The 18,444-nt window shown below is 38.8% G+C and carries 16 protein-coding genes and 1 pseudogene; all 17 read right to left on the bottom strand.

All coding sequences use genetic code 11. The features are described 5' to 3' along the window. Positions 1–7 precede the first annotated feature (7 nt). Positions 8–190, bottom strand: coding sequence for a hypothetical protein (locus tag AB4512_RS12825; protein WP_017063154.1), 183 nt, complete (start codon positions 188–190; stop codon positions 8–10). Between the two features lie 137 nt (positions 191–327). Beyond that, positions 328–2,265, bottom strand: a complete 1,938-nt coding sequence (locus tag AB4512_RS12830; RefSeq protein WP_372174989.1) for a polysaccharide biosynthesis protein — start codon at positions 2,263–2,265, stop codon at positions 328–330. A 307-nt stretch (positions 2,266–2,572) separates the two neighbouring features. Continuing rightward, complete coding sequence (locus AB4512_RS12835; protein ID WP_372174990.1) at positions 2,573–3,577, bottom strand: NAD-dependent epimerase; 1,005 nt, start codon at positions 3,575–3,577, stop codon at positions 2,573–2,575. A 10-nt stretch (positions 3,578–3,587) separates the two neighbouring features. Next, positions 3,588–4,754, bottom strand: a complete 1,167-nt coding sequence (locus tag AB4512_RS12840) for a nucleotide sugar dehydrogenase (protein WP_372174991.1) — start codon at positions 4,752–4,754, stop codon at positions 3,588–3,590. A gap of 55 nt (positions 4,755–4,809) precedes the next feature. Then, positions 4,810–5,358 carry a sugar transferase gene (locus AB4512_RS12845; protein ID WP_372174992.1) on the bottom strand — a complete coding sequence of 183 codons (549 nt, stop codon included), beginning with the start codon at positions 5,356–5,358 and terminating at the stop codon, positions 4,810–4,812. Between the two features lie 5 nt (positions 5,359–5,363). Continuing rightward, positions 5,364–6,275: an NAD-dependent epimerase/dehydratase family protein gene (locus AB4512_RS12850; protein ID WP_372174993.1), complete on the bottom strand. Its 912-nt coding sequence runs from the start codon at positions 6,273–6,275 to the stop codon at positions 5,364–5,366. A gap of 3 nt (positions 6,276–6,278) precedes the next feature. Beyond that, positions 6,279–7,040 (bottom strand): glycosyltransferase family 2 protein, encoded by a 762-nt coding sequence (locus AB4512_RS12855; RefSeq protein ID WP_372174994.1) that lies wholly within the window; start codon positions 7,038–7,040, stop codon positions 6,279–6,281. A 7-nt stretch (positions 7,041–7,047) separates the two neighbouring features. Beyond that, positions 7,048–8,226 carry a mannose-6-phosphate isomerase, class I gene (manA, locus tag AB4512_RS12860; protein ID WP_372174995.1) on the bottom strand — a complete coding sequence of 393 codons (1,179 nt, stop codon included), beginning with the start codon at positions 8,224–8,226 and terminating at the stop codon, positions 7,048–7,050. 76 nt (positions 8,227–8,302) lie between these two features. Beyond that, on the bottom strand, positions 8,303–9,730 hold the full coding sequence (locus tag AB4512_RS12865) for a phosphomannomutase (protein WP_372175006.1): 1,428 nt from the start codon (positions 9,728–9,730) through the stop codon (positions 8,303–8,305). Between the two features lie 21 nt (positions 9,731–9,751). Then, on the bottom strand, positions 9,752–11,194 hold the full coding sequence (locus AB4512_RS12870) for a mannose-1-phosphate guanylyltransferase/mannose-6-phosphate isomerase (protein WP_372174996.1): 1,443 nt from the start codon (positions 11,192–11,194) through the stop codon (positions 9,752–9,754). A gap of 32 nt (positions 11,195–11,226) precedes the next feature. After that, a pseudogene (locus tag AB4512_RS12875) lies at positions 11,227–11,679 on the bottom strand (GDP-mannose mannosyl hydrolase). A 42-nt stretch (positions 11,680–11,721) separates the two neighbouring features. Then, positions 11,722–12,681 carry a GDP-L-fucose synthase family protein gene (locus tag AB4512_RS12880; protein ID WP_372174997.1) on the bottom strand — a complete coding sequence of 320 codons (960 nt, stop codon included), beginning with the start codon at positions 12,679–12,681 and terminating at the stop codon, positions 11,722–11,724. 83 nt (positions 12,682–12,764) lie between these two features. Further along, on the bottom strand, positions 12,765–13,883 hold the full coding sequence (gene gmd, locus AB4512_RS12885) for a GDP-mannose 4,6-dehydratase (protein WP_372174998.1): 1,119 nt from the start codon (positions 13,881–13,883) through the stop codon (positions 12,765–12,767). Positions 13,884–13,899: 16 nt separating this feature from the next. Beyond that, entirely contained in the window at positions 13,900–14,979 is a 1,080-nt protein-coding gene (locus AB4512_RS12890) for a glycosyltransferase family 4 protein (RefSeq protein WP_372174999.1), read from the bottom strand. Continuing rightward, positions 14,972–15,994 (bottom strand): GDP-mannose 4,6-dehydratase, encoded by a 1,023-nt coding sequence (locus AB4512_RS12895; protein ID WP_372175000.1) that lies wholly within the window; start codon positions 15,992–15,994, stop codon positions 14,972–14,974. The genes AB4512_RS12890 and AB4512_RS12895 overlap by 8 nt, the downstream gene beginning before the upstream one ends. 1 nt (position 15,995) lies before the next feature. After that, on the bottom strand, positions 15,996–17,156 hold the full coding sequence (locus AB4512_RS12900) for a glycosyltransferase (protein WP_372175001.1): 1,161 nt from the start codon (positions 17,154–17,156) through the stop codon (positions 15,996–15,998). Next, positions 17,144–18,379, bottom strand: a complete 1,236-nt coding sequence (locus AB4512_RS12905; protein ID WP_372175002.1) for an oligosaccharide flippase family protein — start codon at positions 18,377–18,379, stop codon at positions 17,144–17,146. The genes AB4512_RS12900 and AB4512_RS12905 overlap by 13 nt, the downstream gene beginning before the upstream one ends. Positions 18,380–18,444 lie beyond the last annotated feature (65 nt).

An 18,444-nucleotide genomic window follows, 5' to 3' on the forward strand; every position in this document is an offset into this window, starting at 1 on the left:
CGGCTCTTCAGTTTAGAAGATTAATCTCAGTGTCATGCTCTTCATCATCGTCCTGTGATTTTAGATCATGCACTGCTGGTTGCTCTATCACTGTGGTTTTGTTGGTAACATATTGAAAGCTAAAATCATCCCACAATATTTGATCCAAACTTTCTTCAATTTCTTGATTAGATGAAATATCTATTATCATGATTACTGCCTCATATCGCTATTAAAGCTCATAGTAATTATGGACAATAAACAGAACACCTTCGAAAGAATTGTGTAAAAAACACGCTAACGGAAGGTCATAATTCAAATAACCGAACCCAATATCGGTTCTAGGCTCTAGGCTCTAGGCTCTAGAAGGAGCTCTTCTTGGTTCTGAGCAGCATTCCAAACCAAATCCCCTATCCCATCTGTCGGCTTAAACCCGGTTGGTGCATCGAGAAGAAGCTGGCGAATCGCATCATGTTGTAGGTTATGACAAGCAAAATCCAAAGATTCAAGTAGCGTGTCATATTCATTAATCGGTAAGAACACTTCTTGTGCCGTCATGATTCGCTCATGAGCGGTTGGGGATACATTATCGCCAATCAATAACTCTTCATAGAGCTTCTCACCAGGGCGCAGGCCGGAGAACTGGATTTCAATATCACCATGAGGGTTCTCTTCATTCTTAACAGAAAGGCCTGAAAGGTTGATCAAGTTTGCTGCAAGGTCTGTGATTTTGACCGATTCGCCCATATCAAGAACAAACACATCACCGCCTTTACCCATAGCGCCCGCCTGAATAACCAGCTGCGCCGCTTCAGGGATGGTCATAAAGAAACGGGTAATATCGCGGTGGGTAACAGTAAGTGGGCCACCGGCTTTAATCTGCCTTTTAAACAGAGGAATAACCGAGCCAGACGAGCCAAGTACATTGCCAAAGCGAACCATACAGAAACGTGTACCGTGCTCTTTTTGGTTCTCTTGCTCAGCCAAAGCTTGCAGGCCTAATTCCGCCATACGCTTGGTGGTGCCCATCACGTTAGTTGGGCGTACCGCTTTATCTGTCGAGATAAGCACAAACGATTCAACACCCGCTTCAATCGCCGCTTTAGCCGTATAGTAAGTCCCGTAAACATTGTTACGTACGCCTTCTATCACGTTGTACTCGACTAGAGGAACGTGTTTATAAGCCGCAGCATGATAAACCGTCTGCACACCAAAAGATTGCATTGAGGTTAACAAGCGATGCGAACGCTGCACCGAGCCTAGTAAAGGCACGATTTCAACATCGTAACCTTTGGTTTCTTTAACTAAAGAAAGCTCACGATCAATTTGGTACAAGCCAAATTCAGACACTTCAAACAACACTAATGTTTTAGGTTGTTGTTTAAGGATCTGACGACAAAGTTCAGAACCAATAGAGCCGCCAGCACCGGTCACCATCACCACTTTGCCTTTGATGTTGGCTTCCATCAGAGCTTGCTGAGGTGCAACTGCATCACGACCGAGCAAATCTTCGATAGGTACATCGGTAAGCTCATCAATTTTTGCTTTACCTGACACAATATCCGCCATTTCAGGAACAGTTTGAATCTCAACTGGCAGTTGTGCTAACAAGTCCAACACTTGCTTACGACGAGCACGAGAAGCACTGGGTATCGCGAGCAGGATTTTAGAAACGTCGTGCTTCTCAATCAACCTTTCCGCTTTGCCCAATGCAATAACGGGCAGGCCTAAAATCATCGTATTGGTGAGCGTTTTATCTTCATCAATAAACGCGCGTACTCGATAGTTTTCGGACGCTCTTAGCGCAACAGCCAATTGACGACCACCAGAACCCGCACCGTAGATCAGCACTTCTTGACGAATATCTTTTGACGTCGTCGCGACAAGATTGCGAACCACCAAACGAGAGCCGCCACATAACAAAGCTAAATAAGCACCGTAAATAATAGGCACCGTACGAGGAACTGGTTCTTGCAGGTAATACGCAAACAGAGCCAAAGATATTGCCGACAATATTGCGCCTGCCGTTACCACAAACAATGCTTGAAAGGTGAGATACCTAAGAACTGCGCGATAAAGCCCTAATTTAGTAAAAATAAGTACCGTCGTTATTACTGTTAAGCCTGTCAGTAATAAATTATCGCCATCAGTCAGAAATTGGAAATCGCCTAGCCTTGTCCACAACGCAATGTGCAGAGAAAATATAATGAGAAAAGCATCAATAGAAACACTAATAACCCGCTTTTTAAAACGAGAAAGGTGCCATATGAAGTTAAGACGTTGCATAAAATTATTCTTATTTATGAGTATTTAATAAACCACAAAGACAGCATGAGTGGGGTGTATTGAACATTATTTGAATTCGCAAAGAGAACTTGCAAAAGATAACCCGAATATTAATTCTTGCTTTAATTTTTTATTGATATAAATCCCCCAACAATTCAACAACTTTCAGCTATTGGGGTATTTGTGGCTCTTTAAGACAGTATCTTACACAAACAATGATCTTATACGTGACATTCTCAAGCCACTAAGCCCATGATTACAAGAGTAAATCGAAAATAGAAGTCTTCGTTGTAAGAGTGGGATTATCTTACTTGTCGTAAAACTCGCGATACCAATGAATAAACTCGGCCACACCTTCTTTAATCGTTACTTTCGGCATGTAACCCGTTGCTGCAAACAAGTCTTGGGTGTCTGCATACGTTTGGTAAACGTCACCAGGCTGCATTTCACGGAATTTTTTCTTCGCTTCAATGCCTAGCTCGTCTTCAATCGCCTTAACAAAATCCATTAAACTGATCGGAGAACCGTGGCCAATATTATAAACAGCATAAGGCGCAGAACTGGTTGCTGGAGAGCCAGCTTCTACCGTCCAGTCGTTATCACGCGTTGGTACTACATCCGCGATACGTACTACACCCTCAACAATATCGTTTACGTGGGTAAAATCACGCCACATATCACCATTGTTGTTAATATCAATGGTATCGCCATCAAGGATCTTCTTAGTGAAAATAAATGGTGCCATATCTGGGCGGCCCCACGAACCATACACGGTAAAGAAGCGTAAGCCTGTGGTAGGAATGTCGTATAAGTGCGAATAGCTGTGCGCCATTAGCTCATTCGACTTCTTGGTCGCTGCGTACAATGAAACGGGGTGGTCGACTGAATCTGAGGTTGCAAACGGTGTTTTAGCATTCAACCCGTATACTGAACTTGAAGAGGCATAAACCAAGTGTTTCACTTTATTGTGACGACATCCTTCAAGAATGTTTAAGTGCCCGACTAAGTTTGAATCGGCATAGGCATGTGGGTTTTCAATAGAGTAGCGAACTCCAGCTTGCGCGGCTAAGTGAATCACTTGATCAAATTGCTCGGCTTCAAATAAGTTAGCAACACCATCACGATCGGCGATATCCAAATGAACCAATTTGAAGTCGTCATGTTGGATGCGCTCCAAGCGTGCTTCTTTCAATGCGACATCGTAATAGTCATTCAAGTTATCGACACCAACAACTTGATGGCCTTTCGCCGTTAGCTGCTCTACCACAGCACCGCCGATAAAACCCGCAGCACCCGTTACCAAATACTTCATTTTTTATTCCTTAGTCTGAGCAGAATAGATCGCGCGTGTACACTTTGTCTTTTACATCCGCCAACTCTTGGGCCATGCGGTTTGAGACAATCACGTCACAGCCTGACTTAAACTGCTCGAAATCCGTCAATACTAATGAGTGGAAGAACTCTTTTTCTTTAAGCTCTGGTTCAAACACCACCACTTCAATACCTTTTGCCTTAAGGCGTTTCATAATGCCTTGAATACTCGAAGCGCGGAAATTATCAGAGCCTGACTTCATAACTAATCGGTAAATACCGACACGTCTTGGATTTCTTTTAATAATAGAATCGGCAATAAAATCTTTGCGTGTGGTATTAGAATCGACAATCGCGCCAATAATATTGTTCGGCACATCAGAATAGTTAGCACGAAGCTGCTTGGTATCTTTGGGTAAGCAGTAACCACCGTAACCAAATGAAGGGTTGTTGTAGTGGGAACCAATGCGAGGGTCTAAGCACACGCCATCAATAATTTGGCGCGTATCTAACCCGTGAGACTCTGCGTAAGTGTCTAGCTCATTAAAGTAAGCGACACGAAGTGCCAAGTAGGTATTAGAAAACAGCTTTACTGCTTCAGCTTCTGTGGACTCTGTGTACAGGATTTGAACGTCTTTTTTAACTGCACCTTCTAATAACAAGTTCGCAAAAACTTGCGCACGTTCAGAGCGCTCACCCACGACAATACGTGATGGATGTAGATTATCGTATAAGGCTTTACCTTCACGCAAAAACTCAGGAGAAAACATCAGGTTTTCACATTCAAGTTCCTTTTTAATACGCGCAGTATAACCCACAGGCACGGTAGATTTGATCACCATCACCGCATTTGGATTAATCGCCATCACATCTTTAATCACCGCTTCAACCGATGAAGTATTGAAGTAATTAGTTTCAACATCGTAATCGGTAGGTGTCGCGATGATGACGTATTCCGCATTGGAATAAGCCAATTCTTTATCAAGTGTCGCTATAAAGTTTAATGGCTTGTTCGCCAAGAAATCTTCAATTTCAGTGTCAACGATAGGAGTTCGTCTATCGTTAAGTAATTTTACCTTCTCTTCGATAATATCGATCGCGACAACATCATGATACTGTGATAGCAACATCGCATTTGATAAACCCACATAGCCTGTACCGGCAATTGCAATTTTCATAATAGCCAAATATGTTTGTAAATTAGTAAAAAGGGACAGCTTACGTTAATTAGATCTACTTGACTGCGTCACCAGCACCGCTACCTGTTGCCGTCATAATAATGTACTTGAAGTAATTTTTGACCGTTAGGGTATCAATCATTTGTTTATCGGTTTTTGCTAGTAGCTCTGGCGTGGACATATCAATGTTTTGCACTTGAGCTAACCCAGTAACCCCAGGTAAGACGTCATACACACCTTGTGCATCACGCTCTTTAATCAGCTCTTCTTGATTAAACAGGTTAGGACGAGGCCCGACTAAACTCATTTCACCTTTCACAACATTGATCAGTTGCGGTAGTTCGTCGATTTTGGTTTTACGTAGACAGTTACCTAATTTAGTTATTGAACCATTACTTGCCAAGTGGCTCGCTACAGACTTAGTTTCAATACTCATGGTACGAAACTTAATCAATTTAAATGGTTTCTTGTTACGACCTACACGCTCTTGGACAAAAATTGGTGAGCCCGTATCAAGTAGACCGATTATCATGACGATAAGTAAAATCGGCCACAACAATAGCAACCCAAAGAAGGCTGCGATAAAATCTAATAATCTGATCATATTTATTACTTACTCGAATTGCGCAATGAGAGCATTGCTTGTTTCATTGATAATGGTGGTTTCCAGCCAAGCACCTCTTTCAAATTTGAGGAGTCAACCTGAAGATTACCAAAGAGCTGTTCAATCATCGCGGTTTTACCCGTAAACTTGCCAGCGATGAGTAGTAATTTCACGGGAATAGGCAATTGAGTTACTTTTCGGCCTAACCCACCAACTATTGCATTTGAAAATACTTTCGTCGATATCGCTTCACCATCACTTGCTAAAAATGTATGGCCTTTAGCATTTGGACTAAGAGCACAGATAACCAAAAGGTCTGCTAAATTTTGTACAGCGATAAAGCTGCGTTGATTGTCAGCCATCCCAAAAGGAAGTATGGGCAGTTTGGTGATTAACTTAGTTAATGAACCAAAATTTCCTGGTGCATTTGGCCCGTATACCAAAGTGGGACGGACAATAGCTACTTCCAATCCAGTTTGCTTAGATATATCCCAAAGCCCCAATTCAGCCTCATACTTTGATCGCGCATAGGAATTATGAGGTTTCGCTATGTCACTAGGCAAAAAAACTCTATCGTGAGAACTGGCACCATTCACACCAATTGAACTAACAAAAACAAAACGCTTAACACCTGCCTCCGCAGCTTTTAAGGCCAACCGCAATGTCCCTTCTGTATTTACCGCTCTATATTCATCACTCGTATATGATTTACTATGTGCGAGTCCAGCTAAGTGAATAATCGAATTAACTCCATGAAAACAGTCTACCCACTCCGTTGATGCATCAATGGTCGGTACCGAGTAACTATCAGTAAACGAATGTTTTTCGCCCGAACGGACAACACAACGGAAGTTTTGATTTAATTGAATAAGATTTTGACCAATAAAGCCAGTTGCTCCTGTTACTAATATAGTCATAACTCAAACACTCACAAATTTTCTAGTCAACAATGTTAGAACTTTATAAGGTAGCTTCAATGCGATCATCGCTAGATTTGTATATATTCCATTTTCTCGGCAAGCCCGCACTATTTCCGAGTTTTGATGCACTCGCCACATTAAACCACTTGAACTTACTCCGCCTTCACGCATCTTTACTGTTATTTTAGGCACTCTATTAAGGATTATACCCTTTGAAACACAACGAGCAATTAACTCAAAATCGGCCGCAACTCTATAGTTAGTCTTATATAGCCCACACGTATTATAGACACTCTGCCTAACATAAAAAGTGGGATGCGGTAACATTAAACCAAACTTTATAAGCGATTGTTTATAGACCTTAGAACTGTAAAGGCGAGTAACTTTAGATGTGTCATGTTCTTTAACGTAAACCAAATCAGAATAAACACCATCTATTTTTTCAGAAGTAAATCCAGCCATCAATTCTGCAACACTATTTTCTGAACAAAAAAAGTCATCTGAATTTAGAATTCCGATAACATCACCGGTTGCCATTTTTATTCCTTTATTCATAGCATCATACAATCCTTCGTCTTTCTCACTGATATGTATATCTACAACTTCGGAATACTTATTTACAATCTGATTAGTGTGATCTTTAGAACCACCATCGACTACAATATATTCAATATTTTCATACGTCTGAGCCTTGATAGAATTAATCGTATCTTCTATTGTCTCAGCTGAATTATAACAAACTGTAATAATTGAAACTTTCATAATTACCTTAGTAGTAAGCGCGGGCCAAACTACCTTCACCAAAGATTGAATATTGCTCTGTAGCCGCAGGAAGTGCTACAGATTCACCTTTCGTTATCAATCGGATTTCAGTGTCAATAGTTACCATAACACTACCTGACACACAAAATAATATTTCTGCAGAAGAGACCGATATATCGATACCTTCGTTCGGAGTTAAGACGTCAAATTTAAAGTCTTCAACAGGAATAGGATAAACATCTCTTCCTCCAAGTGTTTCTGGTTTCATTGTGAGTTCAGAAAAAGGAATTGGCTCGAACTTAGTTTTGTTTACCAACTCTTCCACATCAACATGTTTTGCTGTTAGACCCGCTCTGAGAACATTGTCTGAGTTTGCCATGACTTCAACCCCTAAGCCATGAATATAAGCATGAGGGGTTTCTGCATAGAGAAACATTGCCTCACCGGGCTTGAGCTCAATAACGTTCAAAAACAAAGGAGAAAACAACCCAATATCTCTCGGGTACAGCAGTTTGAATCTCTCTATAAGTGCTGCCTCAGCCGGAAAATCACTACCATTCACTTTTAATGAGGAAGTGAGTTCTGAAATAGCTTGGCCTTTCTTCTCACCAGTTAATGCAAGTAATGCTGAGAAAAACTTTTTAAAACTCGATGAATCTGGCTTCTCTTTAAAAGGGACATAGATTTCTTCAATAGAAGAAATATTCAAAGTATCAAAGAATACTAAGATTTGCTTAAACTCTCGAAAGCCGTTCATTGCTAAATAAGGTGTAATCGCATAAACCAATTCTGGTTTATGGTTGTCATCCTTATAGTTCCGGTTCGCTGCATCTAATGGTATCGCTTTTTTATTTTCGAGAGTAAAACCTAACTCAGCTGCGACTTTAGAAGGGTGAACTTGAATAGAAAGCGGTTCTTCTGCAGCGAGAATTTTCATAAGAAAAGGAAGTGAGGACACAGATGCCTTTGCTTTACCTAGCCAATATTCAGGATTGAGAGCAATCGAATCACATAAGCTAACATCAATATCGTTAACGACAATACCGGAGCTGGCTAGAGGGTGAGCCCCCATCCAAAGCTCCGCTTGATGTTCAGAAGTTGGATTATCAATACCAAAGTAATCGCGAATCGCAGTTCGACTCCCCCACGGGAAGTTTTTTATTGGGTTCTTTAACGTGTAAATCATAAAAACTGGCGCTCAAAAAGGCGAGCTACGTCTTGTCGCATAGCTCTCCTCTCGGTTGTGTATTTATTAGAAAGAGCTAGATTGATAAGATCTTATTTATTACTTGTTCAACTAAAGTAATCGCATCTTCCATTCGTTCTGCTTCTGCATAACAACGAAGCTCTGGAGCATTTCCAGATGGGCGCAGGTGAATAATCGTGCAATTTGACAACTCAATTCTTAAGCCATCCGTATTATCAACATGAATAACATCAAGATTCTCAAAGCCTAACTTATCTAACAGCTGCTTAGTATCTTGGCGACCATTTTCCAATATCGACAAACTATTTTCCGTAGCAAAGTTTTGAATGCGGTCACTATGCGTAAAGCGCTGTGGTAGGTTGCTTACCAAGCTTTCAATCGATGAATTTCTCGCAAGGGAAAGTAACATTAGCGCAGGCAAAACAGCATCACGAGTTGGTAAAGCTTTTAGAATTTTACCATTCACCGAGATGTCCCCTCCCAACAGATACCCCCCGTTAGCTTCAAACCCAGCAATTCTTTTATACGTTTTTGCTAATTCGGAAAATTCAGCTATGACATAAGGAGAGCCAATTCGAGTTTTAGAAACAGCTTTGAACTCAACAGACTCAGCGATAATAGTGTTACAGCTAACAGGAATTGCCAACGCATCGACTTGAAGTGCTTGCGAGCAAAGCAAGCCTAGGATATCACCCCTCAACCATTCGCCGTTCTCATCAGCAACTAGAGGACGATCACCGTCCCCATCTGTTGAGAAAATAAAATCTAAATTATGCCGCTTTGACCATAAGCGAGCTTTATCTTTATCAGATTCCGCCACCGCTTCAGTGTCAATTGGAACAAACTCATTTGTACGCTCCAACGAAATAACTTCAGCGCCAAGAGATTCAAAAAGTCCTTGGTAAATATCTCTCCCGGCACTTGAATGCTCATAAATACCAACACACTTTCCTGCTAGTAAATCTGCGTCAAATAATTCGGTATAACGCGTTCGGTAAAGCTCAGCCGCTCGAACGTCTACTGTCAACTGAGGTAGCTCATTGATAGAACTAAAGTCTACTTTTTTAGTTAAGATTGCTTGTTCATCTGCTTTCGTGATCTCTCCATCAGGACGATAGAACTTAATCCCATTGCGATCAAATGGGATATGAGAGCCAGTAACCATGATACAAGGCATATTGTCTTGCATTGCGGTAAACGCCAGAGCAGGGGTAGGTATAACACCGTAGTAAATGGCATCGACACCTGCATCGGTAAGCGCTTGAATTACAGCGCTTGCCATTGCTGGGCTGCTAGGGCGATTATCAATTGCCACAGCCATTTGAGTAAAAGAAAAATTGCTACGCATTGACGCGACAAATGCGTGAGTAAATGCGGCACAAACGTCCGATGTAAACTGAGTGACGAGCCCTCGCGCACCACTAGTACCAAATTGAACGCCTGAAGCACTAAGCACTTCACTACTGATTAATTTTGTTGTCATCATTTCTATCTCAATAGGTAGTTAGTAGTCACCGCCAAACGCAGATGCTTGGGTATCAAAACGAACAATATCGTCTTCTTCTAAGTATGAACCTGAACGAACTTCAATAAGCTCTAAAGGTACCTGTCCCGGATTTTCTACAGAGTGCGGGGTCCCCACTGGAATATAAGTTGATTGGTTTTCAGTTAGAAGGAAAGTTTCATCACCTTTTATTACCTTAGCCGTACCAGACACAACAACCCAATGCTCAGCTCGATGGTGGTGCATCTGCAGTGCTGTTTTCTCTTTTGGTTTCACCAAAACTTGCTTCACATGATAACGCTCACCTGCGGATACCGTCTCATGAGACCCCCATGGGCGATATACCTCTTGATGTTGCTGACACTCTGTTCGATTGTGGTGTTTTAGTTGATTTACGATCGACTTTACATCTTGAACCTTATCCTTATCCGCGACAAGGATCGCATCTTTTGTCTCAACAACAATAAGGTTTTCCACACCAACGGTAGCAACGAGTTTATCTTGTGAATAAATATAACTATTCTGAGTCTGCTCAGTTAACACATCACCACGAGTTGCATTACCTTGTTCATCTTTATTATTCACTTCCCAAAGCGCAGACCAAGACCCGACATCACTCCAATCAGCATCCATTGGTACTACAACAGCTTTTTCTGTTTTTTCCATTACCGCAAAATCTATTGATTCGTCTGGGATTTGTGAGAATAGATCAGATGACATTCGAATAAAGTCCAGATCTTCATAATGGCTATCGTATGCGCTTTCACATGCTTTTAAGATATCTGGTCGAAACTTCGCTAACTCTTCAAGGTAGGTAGATGCTTTGAATAAGAACATACCACTGTTCCACAAGTAGCGACCATTTTCTATATACTGCTTTGCCGTTTCGAGATTAGGCTTTTCGACAAAACTATCGACGCTAAAACCTCGACTTTCATCCGTAACGGTAACTGTATCGCCGGTTTTAATGTAGCCATAGCCTGTTTCTGGCGCATTCGCCTTGATACCGAATGTAACCATATCACCACGTTGTGCATAGGGAATAGCAGCTTGTACCGATTGATGGAAAGATTGAGTATCTTTAATCACATGATCAGCAGCAAGGACCAGCATCAATGCATCTTCACCTGAAGTTTGGTTTGCAGTTAGTGCAAATTGGGCTGCTAGAGCGATAGCAGGGGCAGTATTACGCCCAACAGGCTCTAATAGTATTCCACTATAGTGGCTATCAATACGGCGAAGTTGTTCAGCAACTAGGAAGCGATGCTCTTCATTACAGATAACAAATGGAGCATTATGCTCTAGACCAACCATGCGATTAAGCGTTTGTTGAAGCATGGTTTGCTCACCAGTTACTGCTAGAAATTGCTTAGGGTATTTTGCTCGAGATAGAGGCCATAAACGGCTACCTGAACCGCCGGCCATAATTACAGGAATAAGCATAGTCAACTCGTTGTTTTTAATTAGGTAATGTTTTAGTTATTTTTGAAGTACCATTTAGTATGAATATGTACTTTACCACTGGTCAACAGTTCATCTTGTTTATACCACTGGTAACGGGAATGCTGTACATCCATGGGTAAGTTCAATTCAGAGCGAATGACAGTGAGCTTATAAGCAATCGCGACATAATGAGTCGTAAATTCATTGCCAAATACATTGTCATCATAAAGGTGTGTATAAGGTCCCAACAGTGTTGCATGAGAGAGCTTAAACTCATGTCCAAGCTCTTCTAAAGTTAAACGAGAAAGGCATCTTCAAACTTTTCATCTTTAAGAATACGACCACCAGGAACGAACCTGAAACCTTGAGCGGGTCGGTTTAAACGATCTCTAAGTAAAACTTGACCACTTTCGTCCTCAATCAATAAATCAATTGAAACCAATGGCGTAAATCACTTGAGAAAAACATTGCTTGCTTAAAAACATATGCTTTGTTTGAGCCCTTATTTTAGTTCTACCCCCAGTGTTTTAACCGCGATAAGATTCTTGGTTATCTAAGAACCACTGATAAGTAATGGTTAAGCCCTCTTCTAAACTCGTCTCAGCTTCCCACCCTAGACTTTTTAAACGAGAAACATCCATTAACTTACGAGGGGTGCCGTCTGGCTTAGTAATATCAAACTCTATTTCACCTTCAAAACCGATTACTTTTGCCAAGGTCTCAACAAGCTCACGAATAGTGCAATCCACGCCAGTGCCTACGTTTATATGACTGAGCATTTCTTGCGTATTTTCTTGATATACATCTTGAGATAGATTCATCACATAAATAGAGGCTGCTGCCATATCATTGACATGAAGAAACTCACGCATTGCTTTACCACTACCCCACGCGACTACCTTGCTGTCGCCATTCAGTTTCGACTCATGGAAGCGACGTAACAAGGCAGGAATAACATGAGAATTTTGGGGGTGAAAATTATCATTTTCTCCATACAAATTAGTTGGCATTACCGAGCGATAGTTACGACCGTATTGCCGGTTATAGGACTCACACATTTTAATACCGGCAATCTTAGCAATTGCGTAAGGTTCATTAGTCCCTTCTAATGTACCTGTCAATAAAGAGTCTTCGCGCATCGGTTGCACCGCAAACTTGGGATAAATACAAGACGACCCTAAAAATAATAAGTCTTGAATACCATGTAGATGCGCAGAGTGAATAATATTGTTTTGAATCGTCAAGTTTTGGTAGATAAATTCAGCAGGATAGGTATTGTTAGCTAAAATCCCGCCGACTTTAGCAGCCGCAAGGTAAACTTGGTCGATGTCGTGAGTAGAAAAAAACTTATTAACTGCTAGTACATCTAGCAGGTTAAGTTCATTGCGATTTTTGGTAATAACTTCTACAGAGGTGTCTTTAGATAGTTGGCGAACAATAGCCGAGCCAACCATACCTTTATGACCAGCTACAAATACTCTTTTCATACTAGTACCGATAATATAAACAGAAAAAGCAGAGCCTAGGATAAATAGCCCTGCAATATAAACCAATCAGTTACAAAGCTTAATTAGTTTTCAAGAGAGATAGCTACATCAAAGCCGTTCTCTTTTAGCACTACATGTTGTTTTGCATTATCTATATCAGAGGCAACCATTTCTGCACACATCTCTTCAACAGTGATATCTGGAGTCCAACCAAGTTTAGTTTTCGCTTTGCTAGGGTCACCAAGTAATGTTTCTACCTCTGCTGGGCGGAAGAAGCGAGAGTTCACTTTTACGATAACCTCGCCAACTTTCACTTTTGGTGCCTTTTCTTTAACAATAGAAGCCACAGTAGCGATCTCATCAAGACCTTCTCCGGAGAACTCAAGCTCGATACCCGCTTCCTTCGCTGACAAACGAACAAACTCGCGCACAGAAATCTGCTTACCCGTTGCAATAACAAAGTCTTCAGCTTGATCTTGTTGAAGCATCATCCATTGCATACGAACGTAGTCTTTAGCATGACCCCAATCGCGCAACGCATCCATATTTCCGAGCTCTAGACAAAATTCAAGGCCTTGAGAGATGTTTGCAATAGAACGAGTAATTTTACGAGTTACAAAGGTTTCTCCACGGCGTGGTGATTCATGGTTAAACAAAATGCCATTACATGCGTACATACCGTAAGATTCACGATAGTTAACTACGATCCAGTACGCATACATTTTAGCCACGGCGTATGGAGAGCGTGGGTAAAAAGGCGTAGTCTCACGTTGAGGAGTTTCACGAACTTCACCGTAAAGCTCGGAAGTCGAGGCTTGATAGAAACGAGTTTTCTTTTCCAAGCCATTGATACGAATAGCTTCAAGAAGACGAAGCGTACCCATCCCGTCTACATCAGCAACATATTCTGGTGACTCAAAAGAAACCGCTACGTGTGACATTGCACCTAAGTTATAGATCTCATCTGGTTGAATTTTCTTAACAAGTCGTATTAGATTTGAAGAATCCGTCAAGTCACCATAGTGCAATTTAATATTGGCACCTTTGTTTACCAGCTCGTCAATACGTTCTGTATTGTATGATGATGCTCGGCGAATAAGCCCATGAACTTCGTACCCCTTTTCGACAAGAAGCTCAGCTAAGTAAGAGCCATCTTGTCCAGTAATACCGGTTATAAATGCGACTTTTAAATTATTAGGCATGACAATTTCCTATAGTTTAATAACTAAAAATTTTAAGCAATTTTTGCTTATGTTTTTCTTTTGAGAATTTATCCAAGAAATGAAGATATAGATCTTGATAAAAACAGCTTCGCTCGGATGATTTAAGTCGAGTTAAACTAAGTATCAGATTCTCTAAGCTTTTGACATCTCCAGCATCAAAAATATATGGATAACCACTCCAAAACATATTTCTAATATAACCAACATCTGTTGATATAATTGGAGTTCCAACACTCATCGACTCTATAATCGATATTGGCTGACCTTCATTGAAGGAAGGTAAGATGAAAACATCATGCTCTTTGTAGATGTTGTATTTTTCATCCCCACTTATCACCCCTTTGTATTTTACACAAGGTAATGTATTTGTTATTTTTTCATATCTATTCTTGATTTTTTCATTTTCAAAGCTGCCAAAAACACTCATCTCTATTTCAATAGAAGAATCTATAATTTTTTTCATCGCATCTAAAAGTGTGAAAATACCTTTCTCTTCTGTAATATTTGAAAAGTAGAGAACTCTTAGTTTACTTTTATATTTTTTATCATTACAGAAAGGGACCTCATTTGAAAGGCAGTTGTCTAGCGTAAATACTTGTTTAGAATAGTTAAAATCAATGTAACTCTGTAACTCTGATGAGAGGCATATAATTTTATTTGTAAATAAAAATACAATCCTAATGAGCATTGCTGAAATATTTGAAGAATCCTTAAACTCCACAAAGTCGCCTCGATGAATATGTAAGATTATTTCTACCCTCCAATAGAAGACCCTAACAAAAAAAACAAGAATTACTGTTTTTAACACTCCCAAAATAGATGTAGGAAGAACAGCATAAAACTTACTGGCATTTCTAGCATTAACTTTACAACAAGCTATCTTAAAGAAAATAGAAAGTATGCTCATCAGTCTATAAAGTAAATACTTAATAGGACCTTTAGAGAAAAGAACAGTTTCATTAATCCTTATGACATTATAATCTTCGGAAAGTAGTTCAAGATTAACTGCATTAGAAACACTGATGCCATGATTAACCTCACCAGGTAGTTCACCATAAAAAATGAGGTTATTCATTAATGAGCCCCAGCTCCTTATTTAAATCATATTGCACCATCAAATCACATAATCTAGACAATTCAAAATTGGCTTTCCAACCAATTAAATCACTAGCCTTAGAAGCGTCTCCTATTAATGGTACCTTCTCATTTTCTCTATAGAAAACATCATTAACTGTAACTAAAATATTACCTTTTTCATCAAAACCAACTTCATCAGTACCACTTCCCTTCCAAAAAACTTTTATACCAATAGACAAAAAGGAAGAAGAAACAAAATCCCTTACTGTGCTTTGAACTCCTGTAGAGAAAACAAAAGTTTCGCTTTTTTCTAACTGCATAGATCGCCAGAAACCCATAACATATTCTTTAGCGTATCCCCAATCTCTTACGGCATCTAAATTACCTAATTCTAGAGTGACTGGCTTCCCTCTTGCTATATCCGCTATGATTGAAGTTATCTTTCTTGTGACAAATTTTTTATCACGTAAAGGAGATTCATGATTATACAGGATGCCGATCACTATAAATAACCCGTGATGTTCTCTGTACTGCTCAAGCATTTTATGCGCATAACTTTTAGCTATGCCGTAAGAATTCCTGGGAACTTGTAGTGTATTTTCTCTTTGAGGTGAAACATTAGATCCACCAAAAACCTCGGAGCTAGATGCTTGAAATAGTTTAATGCTCTTATCGACGCATCGAATAGCTTCAGCAAAGTTTATAGGGGCAGAAGCAGTTATCTTGTGGAGAAGAAAAGAGTTATTGTCTGAGTCAGCTACAAAACTATAGGCTGCGAAATTATATACTTCATCCGGTGACGTTTTCTTAATAAGATTAAGCACGTCATCATAATTACCTATATCGCATTTCAAAATTGAAAAGTTAGGATCTAAGATAGAAGCTTCGTGTAATTCATTTCTCGGAATACAATTATTTGCCAAACCGAAAACTTTATATCCTTTAGAAAGAAGCAAATTACACAAATAAGTGCCATCTTGACCAAAGGCTCCAGTCACGACTGCTACAGGCATATTAAATCTCACTTTTAAATATATGTTCAACTATATCGGACAACTGAGATTCATTACTACATCTTAACTTAGCAACTACTTTATCACCATTCGACACCAAACGCTCTTTTATATCTGGTTGATTCAAAAGAGTTAGAATCCTAGTTTTTAACTCACTAATAGAAAGTGGGTTGAAGTATAAAGCAGCATCTTCGCAAACCTCGGTAACACTTGTGATTGCAGATGCAATTACAGGGGTCTGATATTCCATCGCTTTTATTGGTGGGTAGCCATACCCCTCATTTAAAGTAGGATAAATAAATGCAAATGCTTCAGAAAAATGTGAATTAAGTTCTAATTCGCTTACATAGTCTTTAAATATAAATTTATCTCTATTTTTAATATATTTCAAAAAGTCCACACCATTAGTACCAAGAACTATAACTTTTTTCTCTATATTCTGCTCACTAAACAGTTCGTCTAATGCTAAAATAGCTCTGAAATTATTCTTAATCCATCGATTTGAACTTACTAAAAGAAAATAGCCACGAGGCTTACTTTGTTTATTAAAATATGTATCGAACTCGTAAGGGCATCGATAAACAGATATTTGATTAACCTTTAGATGTGGGAAAAAAGAAATAAAGCTGTATTTTGAGTGCATTGAATCAGTAATTATCTCAAAATTATCTTTTTCAAATAGTTTTGAAAAAGATTGCTTTGCCAACTCCCTTCTTTTTGACTTACTTTTAATGTATCTATTTACAAATGATTTTAGCTTGTTTAAATTACCAATCCTGTAAATATATTCAAATTTATCTGTAGGGAACTCAACCCCTCTTAATCCATGAACTGTACCAATAAACCTCTTACTATGTAAGTCGATACCTGAAAAATCATAGGGTAGAGCTGAATAAAAGGCAACTATATCAACTCTCGCCATAACCTTCGTAATTTCTTTCTTATCAGAAACAGGTAACAACTCAATTCCTTCTTCGCTACACAATGTATATATTTCATCATCTAACTCTCTATCATTTAGATAAAAGCAGATTAACCTCGCCTTATATTTCATTGCAGCTTTAAATACATACTTGGCATATTCACCACCACCATGTACAGGTGATTCATTTGAACTCTGAGTCGCACTTAGATCAAATAAGACCTTTCCTAAATTATCCAATATAACACACCTCGCCTTCTACAGAGCCATACTCTATGAAGTAACTCTAAAACAACTGTAATCACTAAATTTAAACATATTGTATATATACTCATGAAATCAAAGCAATATAACAAAAATGAAAAAAGAATATATAATAACGATGAAAACATAAGATTATTTGAATAATCTTTTGAATATCCATTAGAAATTAAAACGCCTAAACCAAGCTGGTAGCTAATACTACGCAGTGGGATTAACAAAAATAATATGATAGATAAATAGCTAAACAATGTGGAATAATCTTCTGAATAAAATATAAATGAAACCAATTCGCCTGAGAATGAATACAAAACTGAAACACTTAAGAAGTAAATAAGAAAAGATGCCAAAAATATCAATGAAAAATATTTTTTAAATAATTTTGAAGACTTGTTTTTAGCGATTTCAGGAAATTGTGCATTTGTTAGATTAGAAAAAAACACAGATAAAAGAGATATGATTTTAATAATAAAATCATAAATTACAACTTCAGATGTCCCGACAAATGCACCAATTAAAATTATATTAGTTCTATCTTTAATAATTGAAGTTATCCCCCCCCAAAAAATAGGTAATGATTCTAGGAATAACAATCTACAATAATTGAAATCAAATGGAGACAATGAGATTTTATTTTTTCTAGTTATATAAAACAAATTTATTGAATTAACAAATAATGGAGTAACACCAAATGCCAACGCATAAACAAGAACACCATTATCCTCACTGATAAATATCAACACTGATACTAAAGATACGATCCGGTATATGACATTAACCACTGTTATTGACTTCATTTCTTGGATACCTTGATAGTACCACACAGGAAATAGAACATCTGAGAATACAGTAAGATAAAGTAAAAAACATAATAAAATATCAAGATTTAGATAGTAACATATGAGTATAAATGGGACAGTCAATATTATACTCTGAAAAGACTTTATATATATCACATTCCAAAATGTTTTACTTATCTCTTTCTGATTCTCAATAGTTGAAATTCTTTTGGTTATAGAAAGGTTAAACCCTAATCCGACAAAAACAACAAAGTACGCGACGATAGATTGAACATAGATAATATCACCAAACCTATCTAAACCAATAGTATTTGTCATCAACGGATATGTTATTAATGGTATCCCTAAAGTACACAAATTGAGAATTGTCAAATACTTGAAGTTCTTATTGATTTTTTTCATATTTATTCAGTTGAAGGTTTTTACAGCGTTCATAATAATCAGACACATATTCACTCATTATAGAT

This window comes from Vibrio sp. 10N.222.52.B7, from assembly GCF_041474275.1.
GTDB lineage: Bacteria > Pseudomonadota > Gammaproteobacteria > Enterobacterales > Vibrionaceae > Vibrio > Vibrio crassostreae_C.